Annotated in this window: 16 protein-coding genes; 5 read left to right on the forward strand and 11 right to left on the reverse strand. The window is 66.9% G+C overall.

Going from position 1 to position 15729, the window contains the following annotated elements; translation table 11 throughout:
* Positions 1-654: 654 nt before the first annotated feature.
* Positions 655-1074: a nuclear transport factor 2 family protein gene (locus ACFU4Z_RS09550; protein ID WP_379061001.1), complete on the reverse strand. Its 420-nt coding sequence runs from the start codon at positions 1072-1074 to the stop codon at positions 655-657.
* 171 nt (positions 1075-1245) lie between these two features.
* Between ACFU4Z_RS09550 and ACFU4Z_RS09555 the strand changes: the two genes are divergently transcribed.
* Both ACFU4Z_RS09555 and ACFU4Z_RS09560 read left to right on the forward strand, forming a co-directional pair.
* Complete coding sequence (locus ACFU4Z_RS09555) at positions 1246-2028, forward strand: SDR family NAD(P)-dependent oxidoreductase (protein ID WP_379061002.1); 783 nt, start codon at positions 1246-1248, stop codon at positions 2026-2028.
* A gap of 22 nt (positions 2029-2050) precedes the next feature.
* Positions 2051-2536 carry an acetyl-CoA carboxylase biotin carboxyl carrier protein gene (locus ACFU4Z_RS09560; protein WP_379061004.1) on the forward strand — a complete coding sequence of 162 codons (486 nt, stop codon included), beginning with the start codon at positions 2051-2053 and terminating at the stop codon, positions 2534-2536.
* Positions 2537-2571: 35 nt separating this feature from the next.
* Here ACFU4Z_RS09560 and ACFU4Z_RS09565 read toward each other — a convergent pair whose 3' ends face one another.
* Genes ACFU4Z_RS09565 through ACFU4Z_RS09595 form a run of 7 tightly spaced genes read right to left on the reverse strand, consistent with a single transcriptional unit; the run spans position 2572 to position 8275 of the window.
* Positions 2572-2961, reverse strand: coding sequence for a lipocalin-like domain-containing protein (locus ACFU4Z_RS09565; RefSeq protein ID WP_379061005.1), 390 nt, complete (start codon positions 2959-2961; stop codon positions 2572-2574).
* Between the two features lie 51 nt (positions 2962-3012).
* Entirely contained in the window at positions 3013-3606 is a 594-nt protein-coding gene (locus ACFU4Z_RS09570; RefSeq protein WP_379061007.1) for a hypothetical protein, read from the reverse strand.
* 24 nt (positions 3607-3630) lie between these two features.
* Positions 3631-4563: an MBL fold metallo-hydrolase gene (locus ACFU4Z_RS09575; RefSeq protein WP_379061009.1), complete on the reverse strand. Its 933-nt coding sequence runs from the start codon at positions 4561-4563 to the stop codon at positions 3631-3633.
* Positions 4560-5519: an aromatase/cyclase gene (locus tag ACFU4Z_RS09580; RefSeq protein ID WP_379061010.1), complete on the reverse strand. Its 960-nt coding sequence runs from the start codon at positions 5517-5519 to the stop codon at positions 4560-4562. The genes ACFU4Z_RS09575 and ACFU4Z_RS09580 overlap by 4 nt, the downstream gene beginning before the upstream one ends.
* Positions 5516-5770, reverse strand: coding sequence for an acyl carrier protein (locus ACFU4Z_RS09585; RefSeq protein WP_379061011.1), 255 nt, complete (start codon positions 5768-5770; stop codon positions 5516-5518). The genes ACFU4Z_RS09580 and ACFU4Z_RS09585 overlap by 4 nt, the downstream gene beginning before the upstream one ends.
* Before the next feature lie 25 nt (positions 5771-5795).
* Positions 5796-7010, reverse strand: coding sequence for a ketosynthase chain-length factor (locus tag ACFU4Z_RS09590; RefSeq protein ID WP_379061013.1), 1215 nt, complete (start codon positions 7008-7010; stop codon positions 5796-5798).
* Complete coding sequence (locus ACFU4Z_RS09595) at positions 7007-8275, reverse strand: beta-ketoacyl-[acyl-carrier-protein] synthase family protein (protein WP_379061014.1); 1269 nt, start codon at positions 8273-8275, stop codon at positions 7007-7009. The genes ACFU4Z_RS09590 and ACFU4Z_RS09595 overlap by 4 nt, the downstream gene beginning before the upstream one ends.
* 213 nt (positions 8276-8488) lie before the next feature.
* Here ACFU4Z_RS09595 and accD point away from each other — a divergent pair, with 213 nt between their 5' ends.
* Together accD and accC are read left to right on the forward strand one after the other, a co-directional pair.
* Positions 8489-10171 (forward strand): acetyl-CoA carboxylase, carboxyltransferase subunit beta, encoded by a 1683-nt coding sequence (gene accD, locus ACFU4Z_RS09600; protein ID WP_379061658.1) that lies wholly within the window; start codon positions 8489-8491, stop codon positions 10169-10171.
* A 16-nt stretch (positions 10172-10187) separates the two neighbouring features.
* On the forward strand, positions 10188-11543 hold the full coding sequence (gene accC / locus ACFU4Z_RS09605; protein WP_379061016.1) for an acetyl-CoA carboxylase biotin carboxylase subunit: 1356 nt from the start codon (positions 10188-10190) through the stop codon (positions 11541-11543).
* Between the two features lie 153 nt (positions 11544-11696).
* Here the strand turns inward: accC and ACFU4Z_RS09610 are convergent, their stop codons facing one another.
* A complete protein-coding gene (locus ACFU4Z_RS09610; protein ID WP_379061017.1) occupies positions 11697-11897 on the reverse strand; it encodes a hypothetical protein in 201 nt (66 codons plus the stop codon).
* Positions 11898-12111: 214 nt separating this feature from the next.
* On the opposite strand from ACFU4Z_RS09610, the gene ACFU4Z_RS09615 reads away from it, so the two are divergent.
* Complete coding sequence (locus tag ACFU4Z_RS09615) at positions 12112-13278, forward strand: alpha-hydroxy-acid oxidizing protein (protein WP_379061019.1); 1167 nt, start codon at positions 12112-12114, stop codon at positions 13276-13278.
* On the opposite strand, the gene ACFU4Z_RS09620 is transcribed toward ACFU4Z_RS09615, so the two are convergent.
* Together ACFU4Z_RS09620 and ctaD are read right to left on the reverse strand one after the other, a co-directional pair.
* Positions 13268-13903 (reverse strand): TetR/AcrR family transcriptional regulator, encoded by a 636-nt coding sequence (locus ACFU4Z_RS09620; RefSeq protein ID WP_379061020.1) that lies wholly within the window; start codon positions 13901-13903, stop codon positions 13268-13270. The genes ACFU4Z_RS09615 and ACFU4Z_RS09620 overlap by 11 nt on opposite strands.
* 26 nt (positions 13904-13929) lie before the next feature.
* Positions 13930-15645, reverse strand: a complete 1716-nt coding sequence (gene ctaD / locus ACFU4Z_RS09625; RefSeq protein WP_379061021.1) for a cytochrome c oxidase subunit I — start codon at positions 15643-15645, stop codon at positions 13930-13932.
* Between the last annotated feature and the right edge of the window lie 84 nt (positions 15646-15729).

A 15729-nucleotide genomic window follows, 5' to 3' on the forward strand; every position in this document is an offset into this window, starting at 1 on the left:
GTGTGTGGGGGGCTGGTCTCCGTGGGGGGGGGGGGGGGCGCCCGGCCCCCCCCCCCCCCCCCCCCCACCCCCCCCCCCCCCGCGCGCCGCGCGCCCCCCCCCCCCCCCCCCACGATTCCCGGCCATCCGGCCGGGCTCGGGGCGCAGGAAAGATCTGTGCCGCAGACCATTCCGCGACGACCACCCTGGCGCAGCCACGGTGCTCAGCGCCGCGTGCATGCGACGGTGACGGACCAGATTCGACTGGTGCAGTGCGCTTTTCGTCAATCGAGTCCGTCGGCGCGACGACCGGCACCGCCGCGCCGACGGAGCCGGGCAGGCGCGGAAGACGCACCCGCCCAGCGGTTCCCGGCCTGGAATTCACGAGACCGGGAGGTTCGCGAACGACGGCGAGGTGAACTCGACCATCGCCCTGTTCGGTGTGGAGCTGGCATGGGGGATCGGATCCTGCGTGGTCACGGTGACGTTCAGCGTGGCGATCGCCCAAACGATGATCGCAGAGTGTGATCTCTTGTGCACACTATGAAAGCATTTCAAGCATGTTTGCGCATTAAATACGGAGAAACGTCTGGCAGATTCGCAGAGCGGGCGTGGACGCGACAAGGGCCCCGGGTGACTGCCCGGGGCCCTTGTCGCGCTACCGCGGTCGCATGTTCAGTCGTGCGTGACCCGCCGCGATCGAGTGAGCAGGTTGCCATCGACACGGACCAGAACGTCGTGGACTACGGTGCTCGGATTGATCTCCGGTGCGCGGCCGGGGCGGATCTTGACGACCAGGCAGTACGCGGTGGATACGATGGTGCCATCCTCCTGAGGCTGCAGATTGATCATGCTGAACCAATGCCTGCGCTGCATCGGATCGGTCTCGAACCGCTTGTGGAACTCGACGAGATCCGCCACGATGCGTGCCCTGGTCCGGGACGGAGGGCGGCCCGGAGTGTGTTCGAATTCCGCGTCCTCGGTGAAGGTTTCGGCGTAGCCGGGGATATCGCGGTTATCGAGCCGCTGCATCTGATCGGCGTAGAACTGCTGAACCTCGGCGTACAACTCGGTCCGGGCGGCGACAGTGGTCATGTTCGCTCCTGGTGCGACGGGGATCTCTGCTGCCACGGTGGCCGATCACGCTAGAGCCCTGCTCGAGTGGCGGACTGCCCTGCGGCGGGGTTGACCAGAGCTATAGGAGCCCGGACGAGTCTGGAGGTCGAAGAACCCGGCGAGTTCGAGTATTCGAGCGATGGAGGAGTCATGGCGGAAAGTCGGCGCGTCGCGCTGGTGACAGGAGCGACCAGTGGTATGGGCCTGGAAATCACCAAAAATCTTGCTGGTCAGGGTATCTCGGTGTTCATCTGTGCTCGGGATCAGGAGCGGCTGACCGACACGATCAAGGATCTGCAGGAGGAGGGCAATGAGGTCGACGGCGCCGTCTGCGACGTCGGCGACCCCGCGCAGGTGCGGGAGTTCGTCGAGGCGGGTGTCGGCCGGTACGGTCCGATCGACATCCTGGTCAACAACGCGGGCCGCAGCGGTGGCGGGGTGACCGCCGAGGTGACCGACGAGCTGTGGTTCGACGTGATCAATACCAACCTCAACAGCGTCTTCCTGATGACAAAAGCGGCGCTGACCGCCGGCGGCATGCTCGAGCGCGGCAGCGGGCGCATCGTCAACATCGCCTCGACCGGTGGCAAACAGGGCGTCGTGCACGGTGCGCCGTATTCGGCGTCCAAGCACGGCGTTGTCGGGTTCACCAAAGCGCTCGGGCTCGAGCTCGCCAAGACCGGGATCACCGTGAACGCGGTGTGCCCCGGTTTCGTGGAAACCCCCATGGCAGAACGGGTTCGGGAGGTCTACTCCGGGCTGTGGGGCGTGGACACCGACGAGGTGCACGCCCGAGTCAGCGCCAGGGTGCCGATCGGGCGCTATGTGCAGCCGTTCGAGGTGGCGGCCATGGTCGACTACTTGATCGGCCCCGGCGCGGGAGCGGTCACCGCTCAGGCGCTGAATGTCTGTGGCGGACTCGGCAATTACTGATCTGGTCGAAAGGTCTCCAGCGATGACGACAGTAGAAGAGAACCTTGCGGACGAGCAGCACGATTTTCTGCGCACCCTCGAGGCGATACAGACAGGCGCGCTCCGGCTGCTCGCCGGATTTCCGCGACAGCCGAGCGCCCTGCGGATCCAAGTCGGGGAGGTGACGGTCGAGGCGGAGTGGGCGGTTGCCGCCGCCGCGCCGGTGCCAGGGGCGGCGGTGCTGACCGAAGTACCGGAAAGTGTTGGCGTCGAAGAGGTCACACCGGTCGACCCGGTGGTTCGCGCGCCGAGTGTCGGGGTGTTCTACCGCTGCCCGGAACCGGGCGCCGAACCGTTCGTCGCGGTGGGCGATCGGATTTCGGCGGGCCAGCAGATCGCGATCGTCGAGGCGATGAAGTTGATGATCCCGGTGACCGCGCAGGTGAGCGGAGTAATCACCGGTGTACTCACAGAGGACAACGAACCCGTGCAGTTCGATGACGCGCTGTTCTCCTACGCGCCGGATTGAGAATTGGCGCGGGACAGGTAGAGACGGCGGCGGGTTCAGGCGACGAGCCGGACCCGCCGCCAGGTCAGCACTCGACGCTGGGTCCGGCCGTCGACCTGCGCTGTGCCGATCAAGGTGAGTGTGTCGCCGGCGAGCGTGTATTGCCGCACCTGTTCGGTATCGGCCCAGGCGGGATTGGAACACACGGTGATCGCGTGCACCATGTCCTGACCGGATCGCCGCCAGGTACCCGCGTACCCCATGAACGGATTCGCCCCGACGGCTCCGTCGGTCCGCATCATGCTCACCGACATGTGCCCGTGCGGCTCGTACATCAGCAGCCCGCGCGGCGCCTCGCCGAGCGGCCCTTCGCTGCGCGTATCCGAGTCATCAATATCGAAGTAGGACACCAGCTGCCAGGTCCCGACGAAATCGGTTGCGTTCATGGGTCTCACCCTGCGCGGCGCCGCTCGAATCACGCTCGAGCCGACCGATCCTCAGCCCCAGAACCCCACGATGCTGGTGCCGGGGAACCGCTTGACCTCCCGCATCCACGCCACGCAGTCTTCGATTCCCTCGAGCACATCCGGTTCCAGCGCGGCGCGCTGCTCGGGGAGCGTCGCGGACCATCGGTCGAGTGCGGCCAAACAATCCTGTTCGGCCCACTCGCCGCAGCCTGCCTGCGTCGGATGCGGTAGCCCGGCCGGCAGCCGATTTCCCGCGAAGGCGCGGACACTGACTCGCATTCCCAAGGCCGCCAGGCCTTTATCGACCCGGGCAGGCCAGTCGAACTGCAGCGGCCCCCACAGGTCGTCGAGTGCCGCACCGAAAACCGAACACATGCTCTCGTAGACGTCCAGGTAATCGTTGGCGTACCGCTGCTCGAACGGGCCACCGTCGATCACCGTCCGTAGTGCCTGTGCCGCGGTGGGCGCGCCATCGGCGATCTGCCCGACATAGTCCTCGTCCAGCTGAGCGATGGTCTCGGCGCACTCGGCTGAAATACGCGCGAAATGACCGTCGTCCTTTGACCCGACCACTTCGTCGACCGTATTGAGGTCGACTATGTACAGACTCAGGAAGTACCCCACGGCGGGAGTCTATGTCCTCGGCCGTCATGCGTAGCAGGTCGGTAGTCTGCCCCCGTTGTAGGCGACCATCTCGCCGAAAATCGACAGCACATCGAGCGGTTCGCCCGCTGGTCCGCCGTCGAGTTCCGCGTAAGCGCGATACAGGTTTCCGACGATCCGTTCGGCGTCGACAAGGTCGGTGAACTCACCGTGGTCGACCTGCTGTGCGACCTCCAGCGGAGTCAGGCCGAGCGAGCGACCCTCGGCCGCGAGCTCCTGGATCCACTGTAGATAACGGGCCGTCTGTGCGAGCACTTCCGCACCTGTCACCGGGCCATGCCCGGAGACAACGGTTTTCGCGCCGAGCGCCGTGAGCCTGCGGACGGCGGTGAGCGAGCCGCTGATCGATCCCATCAGGCAGAACGGGGCCGCGCCGGACATGACGATGTCGCCTGCGAACAGGACGCGCTCCTGCGGGAGCCAGGCGACCACGTCGTTGGTGGTGTGCGCGGCGGGACCGAGGTGGATCAGTTCGACCCGGCGGTCGCCGACGTGCACGGTGATCCGGTCGGTGAAGGTGATGGTGGGCAGCGTGACTCGCACATCGCCCCACGCCACGTCCGGCCAGAGCTGCGTCAGCGCGAGGCCGGTGTCGATCATCTCGGGGCGGATGCGGTCGTGGCCGAGCACCACCGCGGTGGGACCGAAGAGATGGTTGCCGAAGTTGTGATCGCCGTGGTGGTGGGTGTTCACGATTGTCCTGGCCGGGCCGACTCCTAAGCCGTCGACGAAGTCGACCAGTGCGCGCGTGCGGCCTTCGGTAGCCAGGGTATCGATCACCAGCGCGCCGTTCGTCCCCGCCAGGACGCCCGCGTTGCTGACGCACCAGCCGCCGCGACCGTGGGTGTAGGCGAAGACGTGATCGGCGACTTCACGCACGACCGGCGCGGCGAGCTGGGGTAGTCGGGTCGAGGTCATCTCGGTGACTTCGTAGCGTCGGCCTGCTGGGCCGCGGCAAACCGCACCGCGCACAACAGCGTGTTGCGGCTGTTGGTACCGAGGGCCTCACCGAGATAGGCCCGCGCATCGGCCAGATCGGTGTCCGCGCCGAGGATTTCGCGCGCACGCTCCGGGTTGATCGCGACCGTGTGCCGTGCGGTCACCACCGCGCCGTCCCGGCCATCGGCGAATTCCCAAGCGCCGCTGTGCCCGAAGAGCATGGCGGGCGGCATCAACTGCTTGTAGTCGATCCGCGCGCCGTCGACACAGACGCGCACCGACTTGGTGGTGTGCGCGATCCCGCCCGCCGTCACCGTGTCCATCTCCATCAGCTGGACGCCTTCGGCGTCCTCGGTGAGCTCGATTCTGCTGACATGCGGGACGTGCTCGGGCCACCGTTCGCTGTGGTAGATGAAGTCGTAGAGCTCAGCGGCGGAGGCATCGAGCACCACGGTGTCCTCGAAGGTGTGGATGACGTCGTCGATCGGATGTCCCAGCTCCGCGATGCGCGCGAGCGCCGTGAGCTCGCTGACGCTGTTACGGTCCACTGCGCCGGCGACCAGGGCGGGGTCGGCGCCGTCCACCACGGTGAAGCGGTGGTCCAACGTCACTTCGGTGACGCCGGGGTCGAGCTCGCGGAAAGTCCAGCCGCCGCCCATGGACGCGATCGGCGCGCGGCTGCGTTCCTGTTCGAACGAGATCCGGCGTTGATCCCGGTCGAGCACCCGTCGCGAGGTCCAGTTCGTCACCTCGCCATTGACGGTGGCCCACAACCGGAATCGCTCTTCGTCCGGTCCACGATGCAGGTGGCGAACCAGCACACTCGGTCCGAAAACCACCGGCCAGCAGGTCACATCGGCCACCAGGTCGTAGACGATCTCCGGCGCAGCCTTGATGACCTGGGTATGGCGCATGTCCCGGGCGAGCGCGCTCATGCCGCACCACGCAGCTGGTCGTTGACGATATCGATCAGTTCCTGCGGCGTCTTGACATCGATGAGTTGCTCCTCCGGGATCATCACCCCGAAATCGCGCTGGATCCGCGACGCGGTCTCGATCAACGCCAGCGAGTCGTAGCCGAGCTGGTCGAAATCGACGGTCGAAATGTCGCCGTTCAGCTCCTCGATCTCGTCGCCGCCCGCGCATTCCACGAGGATCTGTCGCAGTGCTGTGATGGTCATGGTCATGGTCGGCTCCTCGAAGTGCTGCGGATTAGACGGACACGGTGCGTACGACGACCGCGGAGTTGAAACCCCAACGGCCACGGGCAAGGACGAGGGCCGCACCGACATCGGCGGGCCGTGCGGCACCGAGCACCAGATCGATCCGGTAGTCCTCGGCCAGTTCGGTGGTGTGGGCGGTCGGTGGGATCACCGCGTCGCGCATCGACAGCAGCGCGGTCACGATGTCGAGGGGGCCCGCACCGGAAAACAGTCGGCCCGTCAGTGGTTTGGTGGCGGTCACCGGTACACCGTCCGCCCCGAAAATCGCCTCGATCGCGGCGGCCTCGTCGCGGTCGCGATCGGGAATCCCGGAGGCGTCGGCGAATACGACGTCGATCTCGTCGGGTCGCAGCCCCGCGTCCGCGAGCGCAAGCTCGGCCGCACGGCGCAGACCCGAGGGGCGCTGCGAGCCCGGTGGCGGATCGAAAGTCGAGGCGTACCCGGCGATCTCGCCGTGTACCTTGGGCACGCCGCGCGCTCGCGCGGCCGCCGCATCCTCCACCACGAGCATCGCGCCGCCCTCGCCTGGCACATAACCCGCGGCGGCGACATCGAAAGGCAGGTATGCGCGCGACGGTTCGGAAGCCGTGCTGACCGCACCGCTGGAGACGTGCGAAGCCCAACCCCACGGGTCGAGCGCCGAATCGACGCCGCCGGTCACCACCAGCGGGGTGCCGCGCCGCACCGTGCGCCGTGCGTGCCCGATCGCGTCCAAGCCGCCCGCCTGCTCGGCGACCAGCGCGCTGCTCGGGCCGCGCATGCCGTGCCGGATCGAGATCTGGCCGGTGTTCACCGCATAGAACCAGGCGAAGGATTCGTACACGCTCACATGCTGCGAGCCGAGCGACCACAGCTTGTTGAACTCGCGGTGGGTGAATTCGAAACCGCCGGAGGCGTTTCCGGTCACCACCCCCATGTCGTAGTCGGTGAGCGCCGCGGTGTCCACCTTCGCGTCGTCCAATGCCCACTGCGCCGCTACCAGAGCCATTCTGGTCGACACATCGGTCTGTGGGAGCAGCCGGCTCGGCAGGTGCTCGGCCGCCTCGAAATCGGTGATCTGCCCGGCCAATCGCGCCGTGGCACCACTCGTGTCGAACCGGGTGAGCGGCGCGATCCCGCCGCGACCCTCCAGGACCGCGTCCCAGAACCGCTCCGGGCCGAGGCCGTTGGGGGCGATGACCCCCATTCCCGTCACCAGAGTCATGCCGCCGCACCCTTCGGGTGGCGCAGCACCATGGCGCTCTGGAATCCGCCGAACCCGCTGCCGACGGTGAGCACGGTGTCCATCCGGTGATCGCGCGCGACCAGCGGCACGTAGTCCAGGTCGCATTCCGGATCGGGTTCGTGCAGGTTCGCTGTCGGCGGCACCACCTGGTACTCCAGGGCCAGTAGCGAGGCCGCGATCTCGACCGACCCGATCGCGCCGAGCGAGTGGCCGACCATCGACTTGATCGAACTCATCGGGGTCTCGTACGCGTGCGCGCCGAGACTGCGCTTCACCGCTGCTGTTTCGTGCCGGTCGTTCTGCCTGGTGCCGGAGCCGTGCGCATTGATGTAGTCGACCTCGGTGGGGTCGATCTGCGATTCGTCGAGCGCCACCCGGATCGCCTCGGCCATTTCCCGGCCGTCGGCCTTCAAGCCCGTCATGTGGTAGGCGTTGCACCGGGTCGCGTAGCCGGAGATCTCCGCGTAGATGTGCGCGCCGCGGGCGCGGGCGCTCTCGTACTCCTCCAGTACGAACATCGCCGCGCCCTCAGCGAGCACGAACCCGTTGCGGGAGTTGTCGAACGGGCGGGAGGCCACTTCAGGCTCGTCATTGCGGGAGGTGGTCGCCTTGATCGCGTCGAAACAGGCCACCACGATCGGGGTGATCGGGGTGTCGGACGCACCGGCGAGCATGACGTCCGCTGAGCCCTCGCGGATCAACTGCACCGCATGCCCGACCGAGTCGAGACCCGAAGTGCAGCCGTTGGAGACCATCGCGACCGGCCCCTCGGCGCCCACACTCCAGGCCACCTCCGCGGGCATTACGCTCGGGATCATGTAGTCGAACATGTGGGGCGACAAGTAGTTCTGGTCGACCAGCCAGTTCCGCCCGGAATCCGACAGCACCAGGTATTCCTGTTCCAGGCTGGTCGCCGCGGCCACCGCGCTGCCGAGGCTGACGCCGAGCCGGTGCGGGTCGAGCGATCCGATGTCCAGCCCGCTGTCGGCCACAGCCTCCCTCGCACACACGACAGCGAATTGGACGGCACGGTCCATCCGCCGAATCTCTCGGGGCGACAGACCCTCCAGCACCGGATCGAAGTCTGCTTCGCCTGCTACTTGGGATCGATAGGGCGAGGCGTCGAAGAACGAAATCCGGCGGGTGGCGGTGCGGCCCGAGGACAACAGTTTCCAGAACTCGTCCTTGCCGGATCCGCCCGGCGCGCGAACGCCGAGTCCGGTGACGACGACACGGCGGGTCATCTCGCACCACCGGTGACGAAGGTGTGCATAGCTGTATCTCCCTTCACGCCGACGAGGTTCTCGCCAATCCAGTGTTGATCGGCACCAAGCATCCGATGGCGCCCTCGAACCTCACTCGAGCCCGCGAGTCCAGTTGTTCTCTAGCGGGCGCGCGGAAGCTGTGCGCAGTAATCACGTGGCCGGCGTTATCGAGCACAGGAGAAACGCGTGAAGATGTCAGCAGACAGTAACGGCGCCGCGGAGTGGATACTCTGCCCCGGCTGCCGGATTCCGCTGTACGGCAAACGATTCGCCCGCGACCTGGGCGTCTGCGCCGAATGCGGCAAGCACACCCCGATCACCGCGCAGCAGCGCATCGAGCAACTCGCCGACGGCGGACGCTTCGAACCGTTCGCCGTCGCCTCGACCGACGACGATCCGCTCGACTTCACCGACACCAAGCCCTACCGGGACCGGCTCGCCGCGGCGCGGGCCCGCACCGGGATGCCCGATGGTGTGCTCTGCGCATTCGCGACGATCGAGGACAACCCGGTGATCATCGCGGCCATGGACTTCCGCTTCCTCGGCGGCAGCCTGGGCACCGCTGTCGGTGAAATGATCACCGAGGCCGCGGAAACCGCGCTCGCCGAGTGCATTCCGCTGCTGATCGTCACCGCGTCCGGCGGCGCTCGCATGCAGGAGGGCGCGCTGTCGCTGATGCAGATGGCCAAGACCAGCGCCGCGCTCGAACAACTCGATCGTGCGGGCATTCTGACCATCACCCTGATCACCGACCCGACCTACGGCGGCGTGGCGGCTTCCTTCGCAACGCTGTCCGACGTCCTCATCGCCGAGCCGGGCGCGCGACTCGGATTCGCCGGGCGGCGGGTGATCGAGCAGACGATCCGGCAGGAATTGCCCGCCGAGTTCCAGACCGCGGAATTCCTGCTCGCACGCGGGCTCATCGATATGATCGTGCCGAGATCGGGACTGCGGCAGGCGCTCGGCTCGCTGCTGCGCATCGTGACGCCGGTGGCCGCCGCCGCGGGGCCCGCTCTGTCCGATCCTGGCACCATCACCGATCCTGACCTCGTTTCCGAGACCGATCCCTGGGTCCAGGTGCGCAGAGCGCGCAGGCCGAGCAGACCGACCGCGCTCGACTACTTCGCGCTCGCCTTCGAGGGCTTTGTGGAATTGCGCGGCGACCGGATCTCCGGTGATTGCGCGGCGGTCGTCGGTGGTCCGGCGTGGTTGGATGATCGGCCGGTCATGGTGATCGGACAGCAGAAGGGCCACGAGCCGAAGGAGTTGATGGCACGCAACTTCGGCATGCCGACCCCCGCGGGTTACCGCAAGTCGGCGCGGCTCATGCGCCTCGCCGAGAAACTGGGGCTGCCGGTGATCACCTTGATCGATACCCCCGGTGCGTACCCGGGCGCGACCGCGGAGGAGCAGGGGCAGGCGATCGTCATCGCTGAGAACATCCGCCTGATGTCCGCGTTGCGAGTGCCTGTGATCAGCGTGGTCATCGGCGAGGGCGGCAGCGGTGGCGCGCTGGCGCTCGGCGTCGCCAACCGGGTGCTGATGTTCGCCAACGGCACCTATTCGGTGATCAGTCCGGAGGGGTGTGCGGCGATCGTGTGGAACGATCCGGCCGCCGCGCCGAATGCCGCTGCGGCGCTGTGCCTTACGGCGCGTGACCTGCTGCGGCTCGGTGTCGTGGACGCGGTGTTGCCCGAACCCGGCGACGACGTGGGCGGTGCGCCGCTGGCGGCCGCGAACCAGTTGCATCGCGCTCTCGTCGCGAACCTGCGCGAGTTGAGCGGCCGTAGCGGCGAGGACGTCGCCGCGGAACGGCGGGCGCGCTTCCGGCGCTTCGGCGTGCGGCGGCAGGCCCAGGTCCGGTCGGTGGCGTAGGGGATCGGGAGCCGTCATGTTCGACAAGGTCTTGATCGCCAATCGTGGCGAAATCGCGTTGCGGGTCGCGCGTACCTGCCGGGAAATGGGCGTGCGCACGGTGGCCGTGCATTCGGTCGCCGACCGCGATTCGGCGGTGGTCCGCCTCGCCGATGAAGCGGTGCAGATCGGTCCCGCCGCCGCGAAACGCAGTTACCTCAATGCCGCGGCCGTCCTGACCGCCGCCGAGTTGACCGGCGCGGACGCGATCCATCCCGGATACGGATTCCTCTCGGAGTCACCGGATTTCGCGGATGCCTGCCGGGCGGCGGGCATCACGCTCATCGGCCCGCCCGCCGATGTGATGGCGCAGCTCGGTGACAAGCAGTCCGCGCGCACGTTGATGGCGAAAGCCGGACTGCCGTTGTTGCCCGGCAGCCTCGACCCGCTCGACCTCGACGCGGCCCACGCACTTGCCGATCGGATCGGTTACCCGGTGATCATCAAGGCGGTCGCGGGTGGCGGCGGTCGCGGCATGCAGGTGGTCGGTGACAGTTCGGCGTTCCGGCGCGCCTTCCAGGAGACCCGTGCGACCGCGCGAATGTTGTTCGGAGACAGCAGGGTTTACCTCGAGCGGTATCTGGAGGGCGCCAGACACGTCGAGGTCCAGGTGTTGTGCGACGGGCACGCAGCGGGCGTCCACCTCGGTGAGCGCGATTGTTCGGTGCAGCGCCGTCACCAGAAACTCATCGAGGAGTCCCCCGCGCCGCGGCTGCCCGACGGGCTGGCCGCACGCATGGGCCGCGCAGCCGTCGACGGTGTGCTGGAGGCGGGCTACGTGGGCGCGGGCACGGTGGAGTTCCTGGTCGACAGGGCGGGCAACTTCTACTTCATGGAGGTGAATTGCCGCATCCAAGTGGAACATCCGGTCACCGAGATGGTGACCGGCATCGACCTGATCGCCGAGCAGATCAAAATCGCCGCCGGTGCGCCACTGGGGTACACCCAGGACCAGATCTCGGTCCGCGGCGCGGCCATCGAATGTCGTATCAACGCCGAGGACCCGGCCGCCGACTTCGCACCCGCCCCGGGAATGGTGTCCGAGTTCACCCCTCCCGGCGGACCTTTCGTCCGGGTGGACTCGCACGTGCACGCCGGCTACCAGATACCGCCGCACTACGACTCGCTGCTGGCCAAAGTCATCGTCTGGGCGCCCGACCGCGACCTGGCCCTCGCACGCATGCAACGAGCACTCGCCGAATTCCGGATATCCGGCGCCCGCGTGGAGACAACACGAGACTTCTTGCGCGAGGTCCTCGACCACCCACGAATGCGCTCGGCCACCCATTCCACCGCGCTCGTGGACGAACTGCTCGGGAAGCGGGACATCTGAGCGGCTCCCGTTCGGAATTTCCTGGACTGCTTCCACTCCGGCACAGCGGATCAGTCGACGGGCTGCGTGCGCTGACCGCGAGAACGGTCGGGGTCGGGTCGCCGCCCTCAGTGAATCCCTCGAGCACCAGGCCTGCGTCGAGGAACGGACCGGCTACCACTCGCCCATGGTCGCGGGGTCCGCCAGCGCACCTTCGGCGGTGCGTAGGCGGTCGGTGACGGCGGTGAGTAGGTCCATGGACTCCTCGGAGAGACCTAGTGCATGGCGCATCAGGCGACGCAACGGCAGGCTGGTGATCTGACAAACCAGCGCGGTGTCGTGGTCACGGTGTCTGTCGAGGTAGTCGGGATCCACGGCGTAGTACTCACAATCTGTTTTCAGTTCCGGACACCACCTTGGGTGGCCGGTCGGCCCGCGAAACTGTGAGGCAACGCACAGTCTCCTTCACTGCGCCCTCGTCGAATGTTTCGCGACTACTCCGGCCTTGATGATGGACAGTAGCGTCTAATATTCGGCGAGGGAGGCTCGACCCTCCTATCGTCCAGCCGACCGACGGAAAGGCGCAACGATGGCGTTCGCCGATTATCAGAACGAGATCTATTTCGGCGCGCTGAGCGGGCATCCGCCCGAGTTCCCCGCCGACTACGCCACTCTGGAGGCCAAGGCCGCCGCCGCGTTGCCGGATTCGCTGCATTCCTACATCGCGGGTGGTGCGGGCGACGAGCTGACCCAGCGCCGCAATGTGGATGCCTTCGCTGACTGGGGCCTGGTGCCGCGCATGCTGGTCGGCGCGACCGAGCGCGATCTGTCGGTCACCGCGTGGGGAATAACCTTCCCGAGCCCGATCTTCATGGCCCCGGTCGGCGTGATCGGACTGGTCGGCGACAAGCACGGCGACATCGCGGTCGCCGAGGCCGCCGCGAAAACCGGTGTGCCCGCGGTGTTTTCCACCCTGATGGAGGACCCGCTGGAAGAGGTCGTCACACACGCCGGTGCGACGCCCAGCTTCTTCCAGCTCTACACGCCCAAGAATCGCGACCTCGCCGCGAGCCTGGTGAGCCGGGCCGAGGCGGCCGGATACCGCGGCATCACGGTCACCCTGGACACCTGGATTCCCGGCTGGCGGCCGCGTGATCTCGCGACGGGCAACTTCCCACAGCTGCGCGGGCATGTACTGAAGAACTACACCTCCGATCCGGTGTTCCAGAAGATGGTGGGGTCCGACGACCCGCAAACCATCATCCTGAACTGGATTCAAACCTTCGGTAACCCGCTGTCCTGGTCGGATCTGGAGTGGCTACGGTCCTTGACCGATCTGCCGATCGTGCTCAAGGGCATCTCGCACCCCGACGATGCCCGCCGCGCCATCGACGGCGGCGTCGACGGCATCTATTGCTCGAATCACGGTGGGCGGCAGGCCAACGGCGGCCTCAGCGCACTGGAGACGCTGCCCGCCGTGGTGGCGGCCTGCGATGACCGGGTGCCCGTGCTTTTCGACTCCGGCGTGCGGTCGGGCTCCGACGTGGTCAAAGCGCTCGGGCTCGGCGCGACGATGGTCGGCATCGGGCGTCCGTACGTCTATGGCCTCGCGCTGGCCGGGGTGCCCGGTCTGATCCACGTGCTGCGGATGATCCTGGCGGAAGCGGATCTGCTGATGGCTGTCAACGGTTACCCGGATCTGGCGGCGGTCCGGGAGAACATTCGGGCGACGACGAACGGTCGGGCTACTCGCTGACGGTCGTCAGGCTGGTCAGGAATCGGGTCAGCACCTCGGTGACGGCCGCCAGGTCGAGGCGCGAGTCACCGGTGCTCCACTGGTGCACGAGGGCGTTCAGTGCGCCGACGAACCCGGTCGCCGCCGCCCGGTAGCCGCCCGGCGGGACAAAGTCCGGTCCGAGGGTGCGTGTGCACTGATCGGCGAAGAATGTCATCCAGGCCTCACGCTGGTCGATGCGGTGCTGTTCGACCCGTTCGCTGACGCCGACGATCTCGATTTGTGAGATCCGCGCCCGGCGCGGGTCGCGCCCGAGCGATTCGGCATAGGCACGCACAGCGGCCTGCGCCCAGCCGACGCTATCACCGGGTTCGGTCAGGTCGACCGCCTCGGCCACTGCCTGCCTCGCCTCCTCCTGGATCATGTCGAAGACGGCGAGCAGCAGCTCCTCACGGTTGTGGAAGTGCTCGTAGAACTGGCTGCGCGCCAGGCCCGCGGCCCGGCACAGCGCGGTGATCGAGTTGTCCTGATAGCCGCTCTCACCGAACAGCTCGAGCCCCGCGGCGAGGAACTGCGCCCGTCGCTGGGCCCTGCGGTCTGCGACAGGACGCCCGTCGTACATGCGGGAGGAGTCGGGTGCTGTCACGGCACGACCCTAGCGAGGCGGGTCGGCTACGGCGCGGAGGCGTCCGGCGCGCGGGTCTCCGGTGGCCGCGTACCGGGTTCACCGTCGGTGGCTACCGCCGCCCGCGTCTCTTCGCGCAGCTCAGTGGCATGTTGTCCGCCGGAGCCCCAGCCGCTGTATGCCTCGGCGCGCATGCGCTCGACCATGTGCGGGTAGTGCAACTCGAACGCCGGACGCTCCGACCGGATACGCGGCAGTTCGTAGAAGTTGTGCCGCGGCGGCGGGCAGGTCGTCGCCCACTCCAGGGAGTTGCCGTAGCCCCACGGATCGTCCACGGTGACCACTTCGCCGTAGCGGAAGCTCTTGAAGACGTTCCAGACGAACGGCAGCATCGAAGCGCCGAGAATGAACGCACCGATCGTGGAGATCGTGTTCAGCGTGGTGAACCCGTCGCCGGGCAGGTAGTCCGCGTAGCGCCGCGGCATGCCCTCGGCGCCCAGCCAGTGCTGCACCAGGAACGTGGCGTGGAACCCGATCAGCGTGGTCCAGAAATGCCACTTGGCCAGCCGCTCGTCGAGCATGCGACCGGTCATCTTGGGGAACCAGAAGTAGATGCCCGCGAAGGTCGCGAACACGATCGTGCCGAACAGCACGTAATGGAAGTGCGCGACCACGAAATAGCTGTCGGTGACATGGAAGTCCAGTGGCGGAGAGGCCAGGACGACGCCGGAAAGCCCACCGAACAGGAACGTGACGAGGAACCCGACGGAGAACAGCATCGGTGACTCGAAGGTCAGCTGACCGCGCCACATGGTGCCGATCCAGTTGAAGAACTTCACACCGGTCGGGACCGCGATCAGGAAGGTCATTATCGAGAAGAACGGCAGCAACACGGCCCCGGTCGCGTACATGTGGTGGGCCCACACCGCCATCGACAGCGCGGCGATCGATAGCGTCGCGTACACCAGCGTGCTGTATCCGAACAGCGGTTTGCGGCTGAACACCGGGAAGATCTCGGTGACGATCCCGAAGAACGGCAGCGCGACAATGTACACCTCGGGGTGGCCGAAGAACCAGAACAGGTGCTGCCACAAGAGAACTCCGCCGGTGGCTGTGTCGTAGATGTGCCCGCCCAGATGCCGGTCGAACGCCAGCGCCATCAACGCCGCGGTCAGAATCGGAAAGGCGAGTAGCGCAAGCACACTGGTGACAAGAATATTCCAGGTGAAGATCGGCATCCGGAACATCGTCATACCGGGGGCGCGCAGGCAGACGACGGTGGTGATCATGTTGACGCCACCGAGGATGGTGCCGAGACCGGAGACGGCCAGACCCATGATCCACAGATCCGCGCCGACGCCGGGCGCGTGCTCGAAGGTGCTCAGCGGGGTATAGCCGGTCCACCCGAAATCGGCAGGGCCGCCCGGGGTGAGGAACCCCGCGGTCGCCATGGTCGCACCGAACAGGTACAGCCAGTAGCTGAACGCGTTGAGCCGCGGGAAGGCGACATCGGGTGCACCGATCTGCAGTGGCAGAACGGCATTGGCGAAACCGAACACGATCGGGGTGGCATAGAAGAGCAGCATGATCGTGCCGTGCATGGTGAACAGCTGGTTGAACTGCTCCGGCGAGAGGAACTGCATGCCGGGCCGTGCCAGCTCACCGCGCATCAGCAGGGCGATCAGGCCGCCGATGAAGAAGAAACTCATCGCGGTGGTCAAATACATGACCCCGAGCACCTTCGGATCGGTGGTGGTGATCATTTTCCAGAGGTAGGACCCCTTCGGCCCCACACGCTGCGGATACGGTCGAACAGCTTGTATTCGAGTAGTAGTACTCACGGCCGT

The organism is Nocardia sp. NPDC057440 (assembly GCF_042802915.1).
Lineage (GTDB): Bacteria > Actinomycetota > Actinomycetes > Mycobacteriales > Mycobacteriaceae > Nocardia.

Bases quoted from the DNA above. Each gene is read 5' to 3' on its own strand.
- ACFU4Z_RS09550 (WP_379061001.1), bottom strand. From the start codon at position 1,074: ATGACCACTGTCGCCGCCCGGACCGAGTTGTACGCCGAGGTTCAGCAG.
- ACFU4Z_RS09555 (WP_379061002.1), top strand. From the start codon at position 1,246: ATGGCGGAAAGTCGGCGCGTCGCGCTGGTGACAGGAGCGACCAGTGGT.
- ACFU4Z_RS09560 (WP_379061004.1), top strand. From the start codon at position 2,051: ATGACGACAGTAGAAGAGAACCTTGCGGACGAGCAGCACGATTTTCTG.
- ACFU4Z_RS09565 (WP_379061005.1), bottom strand. From the start codon at position 2,961: ATGAACGCAACCGATTTCGTCGGGACCTGGCAGCTGGTGTCCTACTTC.
- ACFU4Z_RS09575 (WP_379061009.1), bottom strand. From the start codon at position 4,563: ATGACCTCGACCCGACTACCCCAGCTCGCCGCGCCGGTCGTGCGTGAA.
- ACFU4Z_RS09580 (WP_379061010.1), bottom strand. From the start codon at position 5,519: ATGAGCGCGCTCGCCCGGGACATGCGCCATACCCAGGTCATCAAGGCT.
- ACFU4Z_RS09585 (WP_379061011.1), bottom strand. From the start codon at position 5,770: ATGACCATGACCATCACAGCACTGCGACAGATCCTCGTGGAATGCGCG.
- ACFU4Z_RS09590 (WP_379061013.1), bottom strand. From the start codon at position 7,010: ATGACTCTGGTGACGGGAATGGGGGTCATCGCCCCCAACGGCCTCGGC.
- ACFU4Z_RS09595 (WP_379061014.1), bottom strand. From the start codon at position 8,275: ATGACCCGCCGTGTCGTCGTCACCGGACTCGGCGTTCGCGCGCCGGGC.
- accD (WP_379061658.1), top strand. From the start codon at position 8,489: ATGTCAGCAGACAGTAACGGCGCCGCGGAGTGGATACTCTGCCCCGGC.
- accC (WP_379061016.1), top strand. From the start codon at position 10,188: ATGTTCGACAAGGTCTTGATCGCCAATCGTGGCGAAATCGCGTTGCGG.
- ACFU4Z_RS09615 (WP_379061019.1), top strand. From the start codon at position 12,112: ATGGCGTTCGCCGATTATCAGAACGAGATCTATTTCGGCGCGCTGAGC.
- ctaD (WP_379061021.1), bottom strand. From the start codon at position 15,645: ATGATCACCACCACCGATCCGAAGGTGCTCGGGGTCATGTATTTGACC.